The organism is bacterium (genome assembly GCA_040755795.1).
Classification (GTDB): Bacteria; UBA9089; CG2-30-40-21; order CG2-30-40-21; family SBAY01; genus JBFLXS01.
This window is the reverse complement of sequence record JBFLXS010000033.1, coordinates 1-19315: the sequence shown is the minus strand read 5'-3', so window position 1 is coordinate 19315 and position 19315 is coordinate 1. Positions and strand designations below refer to the sequence as shown.

18 protein-coding genes are annotated in these 19315 nt (G+C 34.2%); 13 read left to right on the top strand and 5 right to left on the bottom strand.

Features of this window, described 5'->3' with window-relative positions; genetic code table 11:
- Window positions 1-552: 552 nt before the first annotated feature.
- A complete protein-coding gene (locus tag AB1414_04155; protein MEW6606636.1) occupies window positions 553-1239 on the top strand; it encodes an integrin alpha in 687 nt (228 codons plus the stop codon).
- Window positions 1240-1366: 127 nt separating this feature from the next.
- On the opposite strand, the gene AB1414_04150 is transcribed toward AB1414_04155, so the two are convergent.
- Window positions 1367-1690 carry a helix-turn-helix transcriptional regulator gene (locus AB1414_04150; GenBank protein ID MEW6606635.1) on the bottom strand — a complete coding sequence of 108 codons (324 nt, stop codon included), beginning with the start codon at window positions 1688-1690 and terminating at the stop codon, window positions 1367-1369.
- A gap of 123 nt (window positions 1691-1813) precedes the next feature.
- On the opposite strand from AB1414_04150, the gene AB1414_04145 reads away from it, so the two are divergent.
- The 12 genes from AB1414_04145 (at window position 1814) to AB1414_04090 (ending at window position 17322) form a co-directional block, all read left to right on the top strand.
- Window positions 1814-2494, top strand: coding sequence for an outer membrane beta-barrel protein (locus AB1414_04145; protein MEW6606634.1), 681 nt, complete (start codon window positions 1814-1816; stop codon window positions 2492-2494).
- 12 nt (window positions 2495-2506) lie between these two features.
- Window positions 2507-4186 carry a hypothetical protein gene (locus tag AB1414_04140; GenBank protein ID MEW6606633.1) on the top strand — a complete coding sequence of 560 codons (1680 nt, stop codon included), beginning with the start codon at window positions 2507-2509 and terminating at the stop codon, window positions 4184-4186.
- Window positions 4187-4189: 3 nt separating this feature from the next.
- Complete coding sequence (locus tag AB1414_04135) at window positions 4190-5641, top strand: TolC family protein (GenBank protein ID MEW6606632.1); 1452 nt, start codon at window positions 4190-4192, stop codon at window positions 5639-5641.
- A complete protein-coding gene (locus AB1414_04130) occupies window positions 5628-6806 on the top strand; it encodes an efflux RND transporter periplasmic adaptor subunit (protein ID MEW6606631.1) in 1179 nt (392 codons plus the stop codon). The genes AB1414_04135 and AB1414_04130 overlap by 14 nt, the downstream gene beginning before the upstream one ends.
- Window positions 6803-7996, top strand: coding sequence for an ABC transporter permease (locus tag AB1414_04125; GenBank protein ID MEW6606630.1), 1194 nt, complete (start codon window positions 6803-6805; stop codon window positions 7994-7996). The genes AB1414_04130 and AB1414_04125 overlap by 4 nt, the downstream gene beginning before the upstream one ends.
- Before the next feature lie 619 nt (window positions 7997-8615).
- Window positions 8616-10034 (top strand): F0F1 ATP synthase subunit beta, encoded by a 1419-nt coding sequence (gene atpD / locus AB1414_04120; GenBank protein MEW6606629.1) that lies wholly within the window; start codon window positions 8616-8618, stop codon window positions 10032-10034.
- Complete coding sequence (gene atpC / locus AB1414_04115) at window positions 10035-10289, top strand: ATP synthase F1 subunit epsilon (protein ID MEW6606628.1); 255 nt, start codon at window positions 10035-10037, stop codon at window positions 10287-10289. It begins immediately after the preceding gene.
- Window positions 10290-10619: 330 nt separating this feature from the next.
- The gene (locus tag AB1414_04110; GenBank protein MEW6606627.1) at window positions 10620-12197 is read left to right on the top strand and encodes a tetratricopeptide repeat protein; all 1578 of its coding nucleotides are present in this window, start codon (window positions 10620-10622) and stop codon (window positions 12195-12197) included.
- A 22-nt stretch (window positions 12198-12219) separates the two neighbouring features.
- Window positions 12220-12399, top strand: coding sequence for a hypothetical protein (locus AB1414_04105; protein ID MEW6606626.1), 180 nt, complete (start codon window positions 12220-12222; stop codon window positions 12397-12399).
- Between the two features lie 149 nt (window positions 12400-12548).
- Entirely contained in the window at window positions 12549-15782 is a 3234-nt protein-coding gene (locus AB1414_04100) for a GAF domain-containing protein (protein ID MEW6606625.1), read from the top strand.
- On the top strand, window positions 15779-16180 hold the full coding sequence (locus AB1414_04095; GenBank protein ID MEW6606624.1) for a response regulator: 402 nt from the start codon (window positions 15779-15781) through the stop codon (window positions 16178-16180). Before AB1414_04100 ends, AB1414_04095 begins: the two co-directional genes overlap by 4 nt.
- Before the next feature lie 2 nt (window positions 16181-16182).
- On the top strand, window positions 16183-17322 hold the full coding sequence (locus AB1414_04090; GenBank protein MEW6606623.1) for an HD domain-containing phosphohydrolase: 1140 nt from the start codon (window positions 16183-16185) through the stop codon (window positions 17320-17322).
- On the opposite strand, the gene AB1414_04085 is transcribed toward AB1414_04090, so the two are convergent.
- The 4 genes from AB1414_04085 to AB1414_04070 all read right to left on the bottom strand — a co-directional run bounded on the left by AB1414_04085 (window position 17311) and on the right by AB1414_04070 (window position 19293).
- Window positions 17311-17520, bottom strand: coding sequence for a hypothetical protein (locus tag AB1414_04085; protein ID MEW6606622.1), 210 nt, complete (start codon window positions 17518-17520; stop codon window positions 17311-17313). The genes AB1414_04090 and AB1414_04085 overlap by 12 nt on opposite strands.
- A 36-nt stretch (window positions 17521-17556) precedes the next feature.
- Entirely contained in the window at window positions 17557-18396 is an 840-nt protein-coding gene (locus AB1414_04080) for a hypothetical protein (protein ID MEW6606621.1), read from the bottom strand.
- Window positions 18393-18857: a hypothetical protein gene (locus tag AB1414_04075; GenBank protein ID MEW6606620.1), complete on the bottom strand. Its 465-nt coding sequence runs from the start codon at window positions 18855-18857 to the stop codon at window positions 18393-18395. Before AB1414_04075 ends, AB1414_04080 begins: the two co-directional genes overlap by 4 nt.
- 262 nt (window positions 18858-19119) lie before the next feature.
- Window positions 19120-19293, bottom strand: coding sequence for a hypothetical protein (locus AB1414_04070; protein ID MEW6606619.1), 174 nt, complete (start codon window positions 19291-19293; stop codon window positions 19120-19122).
- Window positions 19294-19315: the final 22 nt, after the last annotated feature.

Genomic DNA, 19315 nt, shown 5'->3' with positions numbered 1-19315 from the left:
CAAGCAGGAAAGCGAACCTAAAGGTTCGCACTACATTTATCGAATGTCACAGGTTAATTCGTGTCCTTATGTGGCTAATTTCTCTAATTCTCTGTGAACTCTGTGCCTCTGTGGCTGAACGGTTACAATCAGGAGATAGAAAGCAGAAGTTAGATAAAAATTGGTAACTAATTACCATTCACGTAAGTGTTCAGGGTGTAATGAAGGAAAAATGGAAAAAACTGGGGAAAGGGGTAAATAGGGCTTCACAAAATTAAATAAAGAGATTAGCCTGGTAGAGGCGTTCTGTTTGTAGAATGTATGAGGCAGACAAAGAAGAAATGTAAGCGGTCAGCCATCAGTTGTCAGCATTTAGCCACCTTGCTTTCGAGATCTGCCCCCCGATATTTACAGGTATTTCGAAACTTTAGAGGAGTTGTTTTTGGCTACATATCCAGGTTGGTTTCTTCTTGTTATTCGGGATCCAACAAATGGCAAACCAAAGGTGCAATTTGATAGCGCCAGTAGAAATTATGTGATTAAATGGTTGGAAAGATAAAAAGGAGAAAAAAGTTGTATCTAAAAAAATCGGACAGAAAGAATATAATATCGTTTATAGCTGTTAGTTTATGTTGGCTTTATACAGGTTGTGCGGGGATACCAATAACCCCAATAGAACATAATGACCAAGAGATGAAATATGAGCGATTGGGAGAACATATCATCAAGGCACATCTAGATGGATATGCTAAAGATGACCTAATTATTCGTGTCCCATCTTATAATTCTAATCGTGGCAAAATTTATATATTTTATGGAAGAAATCTTGAGTCCAAAGGTTGTATAACATCTCCTCTATGGGCTGATGCTACTATCGAAGGAGAAAATGAACAAGATAGGGTAGGTGAGTTTGTATTCATAGGTGACCTAAATGGAGATAAAATGGATGACTTAATTATTGGTGTCCCTTCTGCTAATTTCAATAAAGGCAAAATCTGTATATTTTATGGCGGGAATATTACCGGAAACAAGTCACTTTATTTTGCAGATACGGTTATTGAAGGTCTAAAAGAAGAGGATAGAGTAGGTGAAAATGTTACCATAGCCAATCATAATAAGGAAAGTGACAATAATAAGAATGATTTGATAATAAGTGTACCTACTGCTGATGCTAATAAAGGTAAGATTTATATCTTTTATGGAGGAAGTATCCCCCGATTTACAACCTCTGTATCCTCTGCTAATCTTACGATTCAATAAGGAAAAAGTGAAATTATAGTTATCGGTTATCAGTCATAGTATTATTACCTGATTACCGATTACCCGATTACCACACCACTTTCTCTCTGTTCCTCTGCGTCTCTGCGGTAAAGGATTACCTGAACGGTTAGGGAAAAATAATCCTTCCAATCTTTATAAGCACTTCAATCTCTTGAGTTGATTTATCTTTAATTATCTCAAATAACTCCTCACTTTTTACTTCTATATTTTTAACCATCCCTTCATCTACTAAAAGAGATGCTAATGGTATTTTGAAAAAGGTAGCAATTTTAGATAATGTGTCTAATGAAGGACTGCGTAATCCCCTTTCAAGCAATCCTATATAACTATTATGTAAATTAAGTTGTTCTGCCAATTCATCCTGAGTCAGGTCATGTTCTAACCTTAACTTACGAATTCTTCTTCCAACAAGTTTATTAATTGATTCCATAATTCCCTAAGTAGAAAAGGTTGTTTCTTTTCTATCTGTCAATCTGAATAAAACTTCTAATTTATTATCCAGCAAAAAGTTGTTGACAGGTAGAGAGAAAAAGATTAAAATGAAAGGAGGTGAATGTGGTATCAAAAGAATAGTCTGTTAGTGTTTTTGACTCTTTTAGTCATGACTTTGTCGGTAGAAGCTAAAGATTCACATAGTAAGTTTGCCATAAATGGTAAGATGGGTTATTTTTTACCTCAAGGTGATTCTGAAGTAGATAAAATCTATAGTGGAAGTCAGGTATTCTCTTTGAGTGGAATGTATAATCTTTCTTCTGCTTTTTCCCTTGTTTTGGGTCTTGATTACCAAAAACTTGATTCTATCGAGGAAGATAAATGGGAAGTTGCAAAGGTAGAAGAGGATTATCTGAGAATTATGCCGCTTACTTTTAGTATAATTTATAAGATACCAATTGGCAACCCAAAAGGCTTCTTACCCTACATTGGTGGTGGAACGGGTGTGTATTACACTAAGTTAAAATACACGGTGTCTGAGATTCCAAATCAATATCTAACCTGGACAGTAACTACTAAACGCGGTGAATTCCCAGTGCTTAAAGTGAGTAAATTAAATCTCTCAGATAGTCACTCAGCCAAAGCAATAGGGTTTCAGTTAATAGGTGGTTTTAACTACTATCTATTCTCTCATCTATTTCTGACTGGAGAGATAAAATACGCCTATGCTCCTATCTCAAAATGGAATGATATAGATGTAGGTGGGGTAACCGTATTGGGTGGAATTAATTATTTGTTTTAAGCGCGAGGGCAAATGAATAAGATAGTAATATGGATTGGACTTATCTTGATGAATTATATTCCAATAGGATATACTGCACCAATTGATCCGTATATTCTGGAGTATAGAATAGCTGATAATAATCAAGTGGAGCCAAAACCATCCAAGGAGGAAGAAAAAATATTCTCTTTAAATATTCAACCAGTAAGCTCTGATGATTTGAGAATAAAAATAGATTTTAAACAGAGATTAGGGAACAAGATTAATGGTGAACTTTATGGTAACTTAGGTTCAAAAGGTCATATCTTAGAAGCTCAAGCAAAATTGAAGATAGAAAAGGAAAAGTTTACATTATCTGCCGAATTAGCTCATCTTAATCAGACTCCACTAATGAAAAAATCTCTATTTGGTAAAGTGAGTTTTATCTTTCTGCCTTCTTCAATACTTGGTTCTATAAATCAGGAAGGTAAAATAAATATAGGTTGGCTTCATCTTCCTTCTTTATATTCACGATATACCCGGGATAGAGATGGAACGGATCTGGTTGGTGTCGGCAGTATGTGGCGTTTCTATACCAAACCTTATGAGATTACTCCTGATTTTTTATTCAAATCGGAATTAAAATTAGCACCGCACTTATTCAGTGAATTACCAGATAAAGATTATGATGAGGACATAGTATGGGCTTTTTCTGATTTTCCTGTCTCTTATAGTCTAAATCTCAGCAAAAAATTCTCCCAAAAGTATAAGGTAGAAATGGACTATCAAGGTAATATAAATTTATCTTTCTCTCCATGGGGAATAGACCAAATACCTTTAAGTCTAAGTCATGGAGTAGTAAGCAAAATAGATTTAAAACCCACTGAATCTCTTCTTTTTCAATTATCCGCCTCCTTTCCTTTTGAAGTTAAAAAAATCTCTTATTCTAATCCAAATGCCTCATTTATGTCTAAGGAAATATTGGGCAATTTAGAATTTATGGGAAAAAATGGATGGAATTTCAGAGTGCTTTCAGATTATGATTACGAAAAAAATTGGTTTGAAGAGACAACATTTTCTATCTCCAAAAGATTTAATTCTTTAGATGGTGGAATATATTATACCACTGAGAGAAAACAATCCTCCCAGCATACAATTGGAATTTATCTTAGCACCAGTGGGAAAACCAATTATTCTAATTATAATCTTACCAGATACGAAGAATTCCCACCAAAGGTCTTACCTGTGTATCAACAAGAAAATATGCAATGGTTGAAAGGTAAAGGCTTTGAGGAAACAGTAGCGGCATTAGATACCCCAGAAAAGATTAGTTCATATATGGATCAGTTCTTTAGCTATTATTCTGAGGACAGAATTATTCCTCAAACTCCCCGAGAGACTTTTGAGAAAAAAAGGGGAGATTGTGATGACCAGGCAAGATTTGCCACTTATGTTTTAACACAGCATGGTTATGAGGCTTATGTGCTTTGCTATGCTGGACGTAGAGTCGGACATGGCATTTCTGTTTATAAAGACTATAATGGAAAATGGAATGCTATCGAATATGGCGATATCTTTTATGCTCAAGCAGATAATCCTGAAGAACTTATCACTAAAATAGAGCCGGCGATGATTAGATATGTACTTTTTAAACCAGATGATAACTACGAAGTAAAGTCATACCTTCAAAGTCAAACCTTTGAAAGAATCATTAATTGGTTCTGGTCAGAGTAAAAGATGATGGTTAAAATTCAGGTTGTTTTAATTGTTGTAATGATTTTGATGTTCTGGCAAAAATTAGTTTTTGCCTCAGAAAATAAAAATTCTTCTACCTTAACTCTTAGTCTAAAAGACGCCATCTCTACTGCCTTACTTAATAATCAGACAATCCTTAATGATGCTAAAAATAACTTGAAACTGGCATCTCGAAATTTAATCGCCATTCATAAACTTTATCAACCTAAAATTAGTTTAGATATCAGCAGTCAAAGAACAACAAATGAAACAGAACTTGCCTCAACCAGACAGGATAAATATTCTACTTCATTAAACTCTACCTGGTCAAAGGTTATCTTTACCTCAGGGGTTTTAACTCTATCAGAAGGATACAAATTAAGTGAGGATAAAAACTCATCACAAAAATTCTCAACTAATCCCTATGTTTCTATAGGATTAAACCAGCCACTAAGTGAAGGTGGAAAACTGCAACAAAGATTATCTCTTATAAATGCTGATGAAAATCTCAAATTAGAAAAAATGAAATATGCCTTAATAGAGGAGCAACTTATGTTAAATGTTATTAGCAATTATTATCAAATCATTAGAGCCAATCTATTGGTTAAACAAGCAGAAGAACAAGTAGCATTGTCGAAACAACTATTAAAATGGACAGAAGCAAGGTTAAAAGTAGGTCAGATTGCAGAATTAGATGTAATGAATGCTAAGGTACAATTAGCTAATGATGAAGATTTCTTAGTTCAATCTTATGAACAACGCCAAACACTACAGAGAAGTTTTCTAAGATTACTCGGATTATCTGAAGATTTGAAACTTGAACTAAGTGATGAAATAGAGGTCAAGATTTTAAATGAAAAGGTTGAGGAAAGTATTAATGAGGCGATTGAAAATAGATTAGAGATAAAAATGGCTAAAATAAGTATTGAACAATCTAAAAGAAATATTCCTATTGCCAGAAGTACTAATAAACCTACCTTAACTATATCAGGAAATTATAGTTGGACAAACGAATCAGAGGAATTGGAAGAAGCAATAAAAGAGCTACCTCAAAGAAATTGGCTTATCCAGGCTAAATTATCATTTCCGTTTTTTGATTCAGGTTCAACTAAAAATCAGGTAAAGATATCTGAAATAAATTACCAGAAAACTTTGAATGCCTTTGAGCAGTTAAAAAAGGATATAATTGAAGAAATAACCCAAATACATTGGAATCTTAACAAGAATCAAAGAAGACTTGAGGTTTTAGAAGTAAATCTAAAGATTGCTCAGGATGCCAGACGGATAAGCCAATTAAAATACGAGATGGGTTTGCTTACTATTCGTGAAGTATTACAATCACAAATTACCTATTCTAATGTAAAAATTTCAATTGATGATGCCAAAATAGATTACCTCATTAATCAAGCAAAATTATCTAAGGCAATAGGAAAATTAAAAAATGAATATCTTTAATTTGTTATTAAAATTAGTAAATTTGTTAATAATAATTATTGTTATTCTTATTGGATATAAGTGGTGGAACCACTATGGACAGCAGACTTTCTTTCCTAATAACAGTGAGACTAAAGAGATAAAAGTAGCATCTGCAAAAAGAGGCAAGATAAAATATCAAATAGTTGCTTCTGGGAAGGTAAGCTCAGATAAGATAAAAAAGATACAAAGTAAAACATCAGGAATTGTAAAATTACTATCTTGTAAAGAAGGTGATAAGGTAAAAGCAGAAGATGTGCTTTGTATAATTAAAAGTCCAACTATCTTTGGAAATAGTAAAGAAATAGAAAAGGCATTATTTCATAAAAGAGTTAAAGTATTAGAAAACTATCTCCGTAAAACCTATAATAACAAATTAGAAGCATTAGAATCAGCAGAGATAAATTATCACTCTACCTTAGAAAAATATAGCCAATTAAAATTACTCTATCAGGAGAAGGCTATATCCAAACAAGAGCTCACAGAATCTGAAATAGCCTTTGAAAGAGCCGAATTTCAATATCATTCAGCTAAGTTTGCATTTGAGCAAGAATTAGAACTATCAAGGGTTATAGCACCAGGTAGTGGAACTATTATATTAAATCGTGTAACAGAAGGTACAGAAGTAGAGACAGGAAGTGAGTTGTTTTTATTAGCAGATATGTCTTCTCTTATAGCTAAGGTAGTTGTAGATGAGGCTGATATAGAGGAGGTAAAAATTGGGCAGAAAGTAGAGATTAGTGGAGAGAGCTTTGCACCACTTATGTTATCTGGTGTAGTTGAGAAGATAGGTGCTTATGCTTATCAATCGGAACGAGGTTTTTCAGGTATAGAAGTGATTTGTAGGATTAATCTTAATAAAGAAGTTGCTAAATTGCTTATATTAGAATCCTCTTGTATCGCTAAGATAATTATTGAAGAAAAAGAAAATGCACTCTGCATTCCCTCAATTGCACTTTTAGCGAATGAAGAAAAAACTCAAGTATTTGTGGTTAATAATTCACAAGTTCATTTGAGAAAAGTAAAGATTGGAATAATTACTCAAGATTTGGTAGAAATAACAGATGGATTAAAAGAAGGAGAGAAAGTAGTTACCATAGGTAGTTTAGACCTACAACCTGGCGATTATGTAAAGATTAAAAAATGAGCTTAATAGATACAATAAAAACAGCTGTTACTAATCTCAAAATTAATAAATTTCGTTCTTTTTTAACTATATTAGGGGTAGTAATAGGTGTATCGGCAATTATAATTATTTGTGCCTTAGGTGAAGGGAATCGGATTAATGTATTAAAAGAGATGGAGAAAATTGGAGCTGATTTATTATGGGTAAATACAAATTCTCAAAATACGAATTCGCCTTCTATCGTTATAGGTTTTGAAGAAGAAGATTTAAAAGCTATTTTACAATTGTGCTCTAAAATCAGAGCAGTCTCTTTTGAAGAAAGCCTACATTCAGTTCCTTTTAAATATTTAAACAAAAAAGCATACTTTACATTAAAAGGGGTAAATGCATCTTTTCAAAAAATCCATCGACTTAAACTTCTCAAAGGAAGATTTATCTCTAATATAGATGAAAAAATAAAGGCAAGGATATGTATTTTAGAGGACTCAAGACATACAAAGGAAATATTCGGAATGTCTAATCCTGTTGGTAAAGAGGTATTAATCAATCAACAACCTTTCAGAATAGTTGGTGTAGTAGCATATAAATCCACCATAAGTGTAGGTGAGGAAGGTATGGGATACTTACCATTTTCTACTTTTCAGAAGATATTCAAAGTATTTCCACCTCAGATGATTTATGCTCAAGCAATAAACTCATCTTCTATAGAAGAGGCTTGTGCTCAAACTAAAAGGGTATTAATGTTTAGGCATAAGCAAAAAGGGGTAGAATTTGTTGCTCATTCGTTGGTAGAAACACTTCAGGCTACTCAACGACTAATCAGATTAGCTACATTAGTAATTGGCGGAATTGCGGCTATATCTTTGATAGTTGGAGGAATTGGAATAATGAACATAATGTTAGTTTCGGTTACAGAGCGGACTAAAGAGATAGGCATAAGATTAGCCATTGGAGCCAGAAAGAGGGATATTTTATGTCAATTTTTAATTGAGGCAGTAGTATTAAGTGTAAGTGGTGGGGTAATTGGAATTATGGTAGGAATAATCATTGATTATTTCGTCGCACCATTATTTAATGTGCCTATAATATTCCCCCTCTGGGCAATAATAGTAGGTTTTATATTTGCAGCCATTATTGGGATACTATCAGGATTTTACCCGGCTAAAAAGGCAGCCAACCTTACTCCGATTGAGGCATTGAGATATGAGTAATCTGGAAACTGAATAACCAAATAACTAAAGGACTGAAGAACAAATGGATAAAGTAATCATCAGCTTAGAAAACATATCAAAGATTTATAATTTAGGTGATAATGTTCATCTCATAGGAAAATATCTCTTTTAGATGGTGAGATAAGTAAAGGAAAGAGTAATAAGTAGAGAAGGTAAGCAATAGCGAGTCTTTTTGTGGGGGAATTTCTGATGGTTGCAAAAAAAATATTGACAATATGATTATTTTAGTATAAACTATGGTTTAGAGAAATCAGGAGTAACCGTTTAGGGATATAGCCACAGAGTCACAGAGAACACAGAGGGAATATATAACCACGAATGAACACGAATAATAAAAAGATTTGTAGTGCGAGGCTTTAGCCTCGCTTCTGGCAAGCAGGAAAGCGAACCTAAAGGTTCGCACTACATTTATCGAATGTCACAGGTTAATTCGTGTCCTTATGTGGCTAATTTCTCTAATTCTCTGTGAACTCTGTACCTCTGTGGCTGAACGGTTACAATCAGGAGATAGAAAGCAGAAGTTAGATAAAAATTGGTAACTAATTACCATTCACCAATTACCAATTACCAATTACCAAATTTAAGGAGGGATAAAAAAATGCGAACAGGGAAAATAAAACAAATATTAGGGCCAGTAGTAGATATCAAATTTGAGACAGATGATTTACCCCCTATTTACAACGCGGTCAAAATCAAAAGGGAAAAGGCAAGTGCTGTTGCTTTAGAGCAAGAATTAGTCGTGGAAGTAGCACAACATCTGGGCGATAATACGGTCAGAACGATTGCTATGGATTATACCGATGGGATAAAAAGAGGATTGGAGGCAACCGATACAGGTTATCCGATTAGAGTCCCGGTTGGAGAAGCCACTTTAGGTCGGGTAATGGGGCCGTGGGGTGAACCTCTGGATAATTTAGGCTCCATAGAAGCATCAGAACATTCACCCATTCATAAACCATCACCCACATTTGACGACCAGGAGGTAATTCGTGAACCATTTGAGACAGGATTAAAGGCAGTAGATTTATTAGCACCTTTTGCTAAAGGAGGAAAGGTTGGATTATTTGGTGGTGCAGGTGTGGGGAAAACGGTTTTAGTTATGGAATTAATTCGTAATGTCGCGACCGAGCATGGCGGTGTCTCAGTATTTGCTGGCGTAGGGGAACGAACACGCGAAGGGAATGACCTCTGGTTAGAAATGAAAGAATCAGGCGTGATTGCCAAAACTGCACTTGTCTATGGTCAAATGCAAGAATCACCCGGCGCCCGATTCCGTGTTGCATTGAGTGGATTAACGGTTGCCGAATATTTTAGAGACAAAAAGAATCAAGATGTGCTGTTATTTATTGATAATATATTCCGATTTGTGCAAGCCGGTTCGGAAGTATCAGCCCTTTTAGGTCGAATGCCTTCGGCGGTTGGTTATCAATCGACCCTCGGTACAGATATGGGCGCCTTACAAGAAAGAATTACCTCAACCAAAAAAGGCTCTATCACCTCAGTTCAGGCAATATATGTTCCGGCAGATGATTTAACCGACCCTGCCCCGGCAACTACATTTTCTCACCTTGATGCAACTATTGTTTTATCGCGACAAATAGCAGAATTAGGCATATATCCGGCAATTGACCCATTAGATTCTACATCCAGAATACTTGACCCAAGAATATTAGGCGAGGAACATTATAAAACAACTCGCGCCGTTCAACAAGTTCTTCAACGATACAAAGACTTGCAGGATATTATCGCTATCTTAGGTATGGATGAATTAAGTGAAGAGGATAAAATGACGGTGTATCGTGCCAGAAAAATACAAAAATTCTTATCTCAACCATTCTTTGTTGCAGAGGTATTTACCGGAAGGCCAGGGAAATATGTTAGTGTCAAAGAGACTGTGCGTGGGTTTAAAGAGATTGTTGAAGGAAAGTATGATGACATCCCGGAGGCGTGTTTTTATATGGTTGGTGGGATAGATGAGGTATTAGAAAAGGCTCAATTGTTAGAAAAGGAAAAATAGATGATAAAGTTTAAACTGATTACCCCAGAAAAATTAATTTTAGAAGGTGACGCAAATTCAATTACCTGCCCGGGGAGTTTAGGAGAATTTGGGGTTTTACCTTCCCACGCACCCCTTCTAACAATGCTTGGCAGCGGTAGATTACAAATTAATCTTGAAAAAGAACAAAAAAAGTTTGAAATCAAAAATGGGTTTTCCGAAGTCTTACCAGATAAAGTTATTATCTTAGCCGATAAGATAGAAAGTGAACAGTGAAGGTAATTATTCACCGCAGAGACGCAGAGAAAAAATTAAAATCTATTCACCAGAGACAGAGATTTTCGGGACGGTAACCGTTCAGGGATATAGCCACAGAGTCACAGAGAACACAGAGGGAATATATAACCACGAATGAACACGAATAATAAAAAGATTTGTAGTGCGAGGCTTTAGCCTCGCTTCTGGCAAGCAGGAAAGCGAACCTAAAGGTTCGCACTACATTTATCGAATGTCACAGGTTAATTCGTTCCATTTGTGGCTAATTTCTCTAATTCTCTGTGAACTCTGTGCCTCTGTGGCTGAACGGTTACTTTTTTGGGAGCAAAAATGAGGAATCTAATTTATTTTATATTTATCTGCCTTATGTGTGCGGGTTGTGTCCATCTATCTAACAAACAGATTTCACCACCTACAATCTCCGATGCCTACACATATTTTAGTTTAGGTGTTCTGTATGACCAGGAGAACAAGATAAAAGAAGCGATTGAAGAATACAAGAAGGCAGATAAAATCCAGCCCAATGCGGCAATCAAAAGTAGTTTAGCCACAGATTATTTTATTCTTGGGAATTTATCTCAGGCAAAAAAATATGCGAGAGAGGCTATCAACTTTGACCCTGAATGCATCCAGGCTCACTTTACCTTAGGGAAAATATATGTTGGGGAAAAGAAATATTCGAAGGCATTGAAAGAGTTCACTTATGTAGTAGAATTAGACCCAAATGACGGCGCCGCACATTATTCCCTGGGATTTTTAAATGCCCATTTTAAAAATTATCAGCAGGCAATTAAATCTTATACAAAAGCGATAGAATTAGAACCAAATTTCCCACTTGCTTACTTAGAATTAAGTGATATTTATCTTAGAGCAGGGATGTTGGATAAGGCTATTTCTACATTAGAGAAAACTGTCAGTCTGCTACCTCAGGATAGTGAAATTTATTTTACATTAGCCACTCTATACGAAGAAAAAGGACTAATAGAAAATGCCAAAATGTTCTATCAAAAAGGACTAATACTTGAACCAGATAATTTAGAGGTGCGACGCAGACTTGTTTTACTCCATCTGTCAAACGATGAATTAAAACCCGCTATTGAGCAGCTAAAGATTGTTTTACAAAATGACCCGGATGATGGGAAGTCGCATTTTTTATTAGGATTAGCCTACGAAAAGGAAAAGGATTTCAAAAAGGCGATTATCGAGTTTGAAAAGGCAATCGAACTTAATAAAAAATTTTATGAGGCTTATATTCGATTATGTTATTTATACAGTGTCGAAGAACAATATGATTTAGCCATTAAAACTATTCATCAGACACTTAAAAGACAACCACAAAATTCAAAATTATATCTCCTGTTAGGGATGATTTATAATGACAAAAGCAACTATCAAATGGCTATTCCTGCTTTTAAGAAGGCAGTTAAATTAGACCCAAAAGATGAGATGGCTTATTTCCATTTAGGGGTAGCCTATGACAATGTGGAGATGATAGATAAAGCCATTGACTGTTTTTATCAATGTATTAAATTAAATCCACAAAATGCAAACGCCTATAACTATATTGGCTATTTATATGCTGAGAGGGGTATTCATCTGGATGAGGCAATTAATCTAATTAAAAAGGCGTTAGAGATAAAACCAAACAATGGCACCTATATTGATAGTTTAGGCTGGGCTTATTTTCAATCTGGTAGATTAGATGAAGCATTAATTGAAATGGAAAAGGCTTATGAGTTAATTAATGATGACCCAATCATTTGTGAACATTTAGGTGATGTCTATTATGCCAGGAATATGAAAGAAAAGGCAATAGAATTATGGAACAAATCTAAGGAATTAGGCAATCAAGATGAAAAGATTTTGGAGAAATTAAAAAGTATTAGTAATTCTTCAGCCACCAAGTAACTAAGACACTAAAAAATAAGATATGAGTTTAAATATCATCACATTATTAGAGAGAAGTCTTTCGGATAAAAATATTAACAGTAATGCGATGCTGAACAGACATCATCCAGTGACGGTCACAATCCCCCTCAACGAGGGGGACAGGTGGGAATACGATGCAGGGCTTAAAAAATCTCCCCTGCTGGCGGGAGTTAGGAAGTAGACATCCTCTTCTGTTGGTAAATTTTGGATGATATAAAGAGAATTTCGTGCAAAAAGTGGGGGGAGGAGAAAATAGTTAGGTGAAAAGGCTAATAAAATCAACACTCAAATTTATCCAAGAGAGTTCTATAATTTAATAAGAGGGTTGTTATGTTAAACGATTCCCAACAAAATGCATGTAAAAAACTGGTTCAGAATTTAGGCATCAATACAGCAATTATTGAAGACATAGAAGGAAGTCCTATCTTGCTGATAAGCGATGAACCTCACCTTTTACATCTTTGTGATAGATTTTTTGAATCCCAAGAGTGTCCATTAAAAAAGGAAATCCGGGATGAGATAAGAGAAAAAGGTGAGTCAAAAAAATGTCAACTTGGATTGTTGCATATGGGTGCATCTATATCCATAAATGGCAAGGATGTAGCAATTATTTTTACCCCTGCTTGGCGATTATCAGAGGGAATTCCTTATGAAAAACTTAATGAAAGGATTAAAGAGTTATCAGAAGAGAAAAAAAAGGATTTTATTGAGAAATACAGAAATATTCCGTTAATATATAGTGTTGAAGAAATTAAGAATAAAATAAGGATTATAGGAAATGCAGTAGAACAAGTTATAAAATCAGAAGAACTATCCAAAATAAATGAAATTCTCTCAAAGATAAGCTCTGAGAGATTTGATTGGAAAGAGCTTATAACCACAATACAAGATAAGGCTAAAGAAATTACCAAAGCAGAAAGAAGTTGTATATTGTTGATAGACAAGGTCTCTGGAAAGATAAACCGAGAGATTCATTGTAGTCAATTTGAGGAAAAGAAAAAGACTCATTGTGAAAAGCATGTAAGTCCTGAAGAAGGGGCAATTGGTTATGTATTTACAACAGGTGAACCCCTTTTAATCAATAATACTGATGAAAGAAATAACTGGCCTGAAGAATGGAAGAAATGGGAGTTTTCAGATGATACCAAATCATTCCTTAATATTCCTTTAAATCAAAATGGAGAAACAATTGGAGTAATTCATGTAGCAAGTAGCAATAAAAACACATTCAACCAATTGCACCTGCAAACATTGAGTTCCTTTGCAGGAGAAGCAGTTGTAGCACTCAGAAATGCCAATTTATTCAAAATATTGAGTTCACTTGAAGAGATAGGTCGTGCCCTTTCATCCCAACTTAAATTGGATAAGTTATTGGAATCAATTGGAAGTAAAGCAAAAGAGGTTCTTGGTGTAGATGTTATTGTTATATACACATATAATCAACAGACCAATGAGTTCAATCTGGAGTTTGTAGATGGTGTAATAGGAGAACCTTCTAAATTAGTTGGTCCAATATTCCCAGAAACAAGCGTTAAACTAAAGGCAATTAGGGAGGGAGAACCATATTTTGCCTCTGATTCTGAACATGACTCTATTATGGGAGGAGGTTTTGTTAAAAGGGAAGGGATAAAATCATCAGCGGCATTTCCTTTAAAGGTTGAAGATAAAATAATTGGAGTTATGTTTGTCAATTATAGAATTAATCGTAGTTTCTCTGAAGAAGAAAAAACAATCCACAGATTATTTGCCCTTCAATCAGCAGTTGCTATAAGGAATGCCCATCTATTCAAAGAGAGAGATAGTCAAAGGCAAAAAACCGACCTTTTGTCCAGAATAAGTATCCAGGTTCAGACTGAGGATGATCTGGATAAGATGCTTTATATTATATTAACTGCAATAACAATTAAAGAGGGACTGTCATTCAATCGTGCTATGCTTTTTCTTCATGATGAATATACTAATTCTCTAAAGGGGAAAATGGCCATTGGTCCTGTAACTAATGAGGAGGCGAAGGAAATCTGGAAGGAAACAATCCAACAAATAACATTTAATAAATGTATCCTAACATATGAGAGCACAAAGGAAATATTCCTTAACACACCTATAAATATAATGGTTAGAAGAATATCAATCCCTTTAGGAATAAAAAGTATATTTTCCGAAAGTCTTAGTGATGGAAAGAGCAGAAATATAAAAAATGCTGAAGAAGAATGTGCTGATGCAATAGGATTAATGGGAGGCCTTTTAGGAAATGCCTTTGCTATTGTTCCCCTTATTGTTAAAGGAAAGGAAATAGGTCTGATAGTTGCAGATAGGAAATATGATAGAAGAGTTATAACACCATTTGACCTTGATATGCTATCCACCTTTGCTAATCAGGTTGAAATTGCTATTGAGAAGAAAAGGCTATTTGATGAAATAACCTCAAGGATAAAAAATCTGGATGAACTTTATAAAACTATGAGCAAAATGGGAAGACCCTCTTCTTTAGATGAGTTTTTAGAATCTATGTGCACCCTTATAGTAAAAACCATTAGAGCAAACTGTAGTATATACCTATATAAGGAAGATAAATTGATTCTTCAAATCTATGATGGGATAGACAAGCAAATATTAATCCGAAAAGAATTCAATATAGGAGAGGGAATACCAGGGACAGTGGCAACACAAGGGTTGATTATGGGAGATACATTCATTGGGGTTTCTATTAAAAGATGTGATGAATTTTTTGGGGTGCTGGTTGTAGATAAGCCATTTTATGAACGCTTTCAACCATTTAAAGAGGATGAAAAGAATTTTCTCCAGATAATAGGAGAATATATAACCCTTAATATGACAAATTTTGCCTTAATCCAAAGGCTGGAAGAAGAAACAAGGGTAAAATCTGAGATACTTCATCATCTTTCCCATACTATAAGAAGTCCACTGGGTGTTTTAGAGATGTATTCTCAGAAACTTTTAGAGGGTAGGGTAAAAAAGGATAAAATGGATAATTATCTTAAAACCATCTCTGATAAAGCTAAAGAATGCCTTGAGATTTCAGAAAACCTTGTGAATACTTCGCTAATAGAGGGAGGAAAAATAGAGATTACCAAAGAAGAATTTGATATAAGCAGCCTAATCAATGAAATCTGTGATAGGCTTTCAGAAAGTCTGAAAGAAAGGGAGTTAAATATAGAAAAAAACATTCCTTCTTCTATTAAGATTATTGGTGATAAGATAAAGATTGGAACATCCATTTATAATATTATCAATAATGCCATTAAGTTCTCAAAAGAGCAAGAAAAGATAGGAATAAACCTTCATGAAGATAGAGATATCATTAAAGTAGAGATAATAAATTATGGACCAATAATCTCTGATGAAGAAAAAGAAAGAATATTTGAAAAATTCTATCAAGGAAAGCCAGAGAAAGACCAAATGCCAAAAGGAGGAATGGGACTTGGTCTTTTTATTGCTCAATTCTATATTAAATTACATAATGGAAGGATACGGATTGAAAGCAAACCTGATGGAGGAACAAGGTTTATAATTATCTTACCAAAAAATGGAGGTATAGAATGAAGAAAAAAATCCTGATAATTGATGATGAACCAGCATATTTAGAGATTATAAAGGATGAGTTTGAAGAGGCAGATAAGGAATTTAAGGTAATTACTGCTATGGACGGGGAAGAAGCAAGAAAAAAGGCAAAGGAGTATATTCCTGATTTAATTATATTGGATATTATCCTTCCTCCAAGAAAAGGTGAGGTTTTAGACAGAACAGAGGGAATGAAAATTCTCGATGATTTAAAGGGAAATTCAGAAACAAAAAATATTAAAATAATCATTTTAACTGTAATAGCAAACTATATTAGCATAAAGATGAAGGCAGAAGAGATGAAGATCCCATTTTTCAGGAAGCCTTTTGATACCAAAGAGTTAGTAAATACAGCAAGAGAACTTTTTAAGGAGGAATAAATATGTCAAAAACTAATATCAAAAAAACACTGAGTATAAAGTTAAAAAGGGTAAATGCAGAGGCAGAGATTGAGTTTCTACATAGCATTATTGAGGACATGAGTAGAAAATTAAGAGGGAGAGATGCAGAACTTGAGCTTTTATATAAGATTATTGAGGATATAGCAGGAGAAATAGACATAGAGAGATTTGCAACAAAGATAACAGAGAAAACAAGGAAAAGGCTGGAGGTAAAGGCAGTTTTTTCGATGCTCCTTGATGAAAAGGGAAGAAACTTAGATTTGATTGCTTCTTCAGGTGTTAAACTACGAAAGGGTATTAAAATACCAAAAGATGGAATTATTAAAGATGTCCTTGACTCCTCACTTTTATTCCGAACAGGCAGGTTCACTATTGAGGGTTTTTCCTTTGATTCCTCACTCTGTGTTCCACTTATTGTTCAAAAGAGAGCAATTGGGGTAATCATTGCTTGTTGCAAATCTTCAGGTAGAGATTTTAGTGATTGGGATATAAGGATGTTCTCTAATATAGCCCTTGTTGGAAATATAATCAAATATGCTATTGATCTCCAAAAAGTTCATCTTCAAACTTTAAATGTTTTGGTTAAAAACATAGAAGCAAAGAGTGAATATACTAAAAAGCATTCGGAAAATGTTGCCAGGTATGCAGTGCGTATTGCAAAAAAAATGAAATTAGAAGAAAAAATGGTTCAGGAGATAAGGCAGGCAGCTCTATTACACGATATAGGAAAAATTGGGGTTAGTGATGTTATCATTAATAAACCCTGTTGTCTTTGCAAAGAAGAAAGGGAAAATGTAAATAAACATCCTGAGATAGGATATGAAAATATTAAGGGATTAGATTTTATAGGAGAAGAGGTAAAGAATGGAATTCTCTATCACCACATAGATTTTAATGGTGGTGGTTATCCAAGCGATGGCAATGCAAAGAGTGGGAAAAATATTTCTCTTTCAGCAAGGATTATAAGGGTGGCTGATTCTTATGAGGCAATGACATCTAAAAGACCTTATCATCCACAGAAAAAAAGCAAAAAGGAAGCAATCAAAGATTTAGAGGATAACAAAGATACCTTGTATGACCCTGATGTTGTTGAATCTTTTGTAAAAGCACTAAATCTTTAGAATTAAGAAGGACAATGCAAAGTTTGAGATTCTATATAGCATTATTAAGGATATAGCAGAAGAAATAATCATAGAGAGGTTGGCAATAAAGATAACAAAAGAAATAAAGAAAAGGGTAGATGTAAAAAGAGTTTTTAATGCTCCTTGATAAAGAGGGAAAAACTTAGCTTTAATTTCTTGAGGTATTAATCTACTCATGTATGTCTATGTCAAAATACCCGGCGAAGAAAGCACTCATCGAGAAGTGTCTTTGAGATAAACATCCTTTATTTCACAAGGGCTGTAAATCCCTTTTTCAGTAGCTATCTTGGTAATAAGCTCAGGAGGAATAAAGTCATAATAGAAATTTGCTATCGGTTCTGTTTCAATCATTTCTTCTATAAGTTCTCGAGAACAGAAACTTACCTTGTTAAAAGTTGTTACAATATAGAAAGGTATATTCCTTTTCTGTGCCAAATAAGCCAGAGTATAACCCCCTTTTACAACAATCACCCATCCTTCCTCTGTTAAAGTATGAGCCTCAATGAAAATAGCCTTCTTCTCTCCAGAACTTATCTTAAAATCATCCTTTGTAATCCTATATCCTAAAACATGACGCGGAATATCAATTTTAAGCGCGCTTTTCCAATCTACCCTTGGGTCTTTTAAAAAACTATTTACTAACTTACTTTCACTATCTAAAACACATATCATACCTCTTTCAAAAAGCTCTAATAAAAAATTGACTGCCTTTTTATCATCATCCTCCATCTGTTCACGAAGTTTTCTGCACTTATCCCTTGCTATTCCTATCAAATCCCTTCCACTACAAGCATCATTAGAACTTTTGGTAATCTCTTTGAGAATGTTATCTATACTCTTTAAAAGTGGTATAATCTGTGGCCGACATCCTAAGGCAATCTTTTTATATTTTTTTAAACACTCTATAAGTTCATTCCGAGATGTATTGTGATTATCATCTATATTTTCTTCAGAAAATACATCTTCAAATCTTTTCAATATCTCTGTTGTTTGACTTACCCCTTCTTTAAAGGCAAAATCCATCAACCGGATTTCTAAGTCTTCTAATTTCATCTTTTTTTAAACCTCGCAACCAGATGAAACTCTATTGCTTTCTGAAGGGCAAATACAGCCGCTACAAAAAGAAGGGTTGAGTGTGTTACTCCTCTCTTCTCAGCCTCTTCTTTTATCTCATCATCATTAAAGAGCTTTTTAAATAGAGAGAGGGTTTTCTTGAAGAAATCATGGTATTGAATTATCCTCTCATCCCCAAAGATGGCTGAAGTAATATTATCTTTTAAAAACCCCTTCCTGTTAAGGTCACTCTTAAGTTTTTCTATTGCTTTTTCTCCTTCCGGAGTTATTATGTATGACCCCTCTTTGATAAGCCCGCAAAAGATGCTTTCAGAGGCTAAAAATGAAATACTTTCTTCTTCAAGGGACTTTCTAACTAAAGGATCTTTATATGCGGCAATCTTATCTAACTGTGGAAGAATCCTATCTAATGAATCAGTTACTTTTTCAAAAAGGCCCATTATATAACCTCTCTACCCAATTATATGTAATGGACAAATACTTGGATATAAGTGTAGTTTCATCATTTTTTCAAGATGTTAAAGAATCTCTCATTCTATCGACAAAAATATATACAAAAACTAAACGGTCTTTAAAAGAGAATGAAAGATGAATCTAATATATATATCGGTAAATTCTTATCAAATCTTGAGCACGGTTACACATTTTTCCAAAAACAAACAAAGTTTTGAGAACTTTGTGAATCTAACTACTGATTTATTATTAACCCCAGCCAAAAGATTCTTTCCTCAAATAATCGTAACCGTTCAGGCTATATATCAAAAGTGTAAGAAAGGGGATAAGGAGATAAGAATGATATGGAGATAAGATAATAGAAATAGATTGAAATTTATAGAAATAGGTAGAAATTGATTGTGGAAAACAACAAATTTCCATAAATTTCTATTAGTTTCTACTA

Bases quoted from the DNA above. Each gene is read 5' to 3' on its own strand.
- atpD (MEW6606629.1), top strand. From the start codon at position 8,616: ATGCGAACAGGGAAAATAAAACAAATATTAGGGCCAGTAGTAGATATC.
- AB1414_04105 (MEW6606626.1), top strand. From the start codon at position 12,220: ATGAGTTTAAATATCATCACATTATTAGAGAGAAGTCTTTCGGATAAA.
- AB1414_04145 (MEW6606634.1), top strand. From the start codon at position 1,814: ATGTGGTATCAAAAGAATAGTCTGTTAGTGTTTTTGACTCTTTTAGTC.
- AB1414_04090 (MEW6606623.1), top strand. From the start codon at position 16,183: ATGTCAAAAACTAATATCAAAAAAACACTGAGTATAAAGTTAAAAAGG.
- AB1414_04135 (MEW6606632.1), top strand. From the start codon at position 4,190: ATGATGGTTAAAATTCAGGTTGTTTTAATTGTTGTAATGATTTTGATG.
- AB1414_04125 (MEW6606630.1), top strand. From the start codon at position 6,803: ATGAGCTTAATAGATACAATAAAAACAGCTGTTACTAATCTCAAAATT.
- AB1414_04095 (MEW6606624.1), top strand. From the start codon at position 15,779: ATGAAGAAAAAAATCCTGATAATTGATGATGAACCAGCATATTTAGAG.
- AB1414_04110 (MEW6606627.1), top strand. From the start codon at position 10,620: ATGAGGAATCTAATTTATTTTATATTTATCTGCCTTATGTGTGCGGGT.
- AB1414_04085 (MEW6606622.1), bottom strand. From the start codon at position 17,520: ATGAGTAGATTAATACCTCAAGAAATTAAAGCTAAGTTTTTCCCTCTT.
- AB1414_04150 (MEW6606635.1), bottom strand. From the start codon at position 1,690: ATGGAATCAATTAATAAACTTGTTGGAAGAAGAATTCGTAAGTTAAGG.
- AB1414_04140 (MEW6606633.1), top strand. From the start codon at position 2,507: ATGAATAAGATAGTAATATGGATTGGACTTATCTTGATGAATTATATT.
- atpC (MEW6606628.1), top strand. From the start codon at position 10,035: ATGATAAAGTTTAAACTGATTACCCCAGAAAAATTAATTTTAGAAGGT.
- AB1414_04080 (MEW6606621.1), bottom strand. From the start codon at position 18,396: ATGAAATTAGAAGACTTAGAAATCCGGTTGATGGATTTTGCCTTTAAA.
- AB1414_04070 (MEW6606619.1), bottom strand. From the start codon at position 19,293: ATGGAAATTTGTTGTTTTCCACAATCAATTTCTACCTATTTCTATAAA.
- AB1414_04100 (MEW6606625.1), top strand. From the start codon at position 12,549: ATGTTAAACGATTCCCAACAAAATGCATGTAAAAAACTGGTTCAGAAT.
- AB1414_04130 (MEW6606631.1), top strand. From the start codon at position 5,628: ATGAATATCTTTAATTTGTTATTAAAATTAGTAAATTTGTTAATAATA.
- AB1414_04075 (MEW6606620.1), bottom strand. From the start codon at position 18,857: ATGGGCCTTTTTGAAAAAGTAACTGATTCATTAGATAGGATTCTTCCA.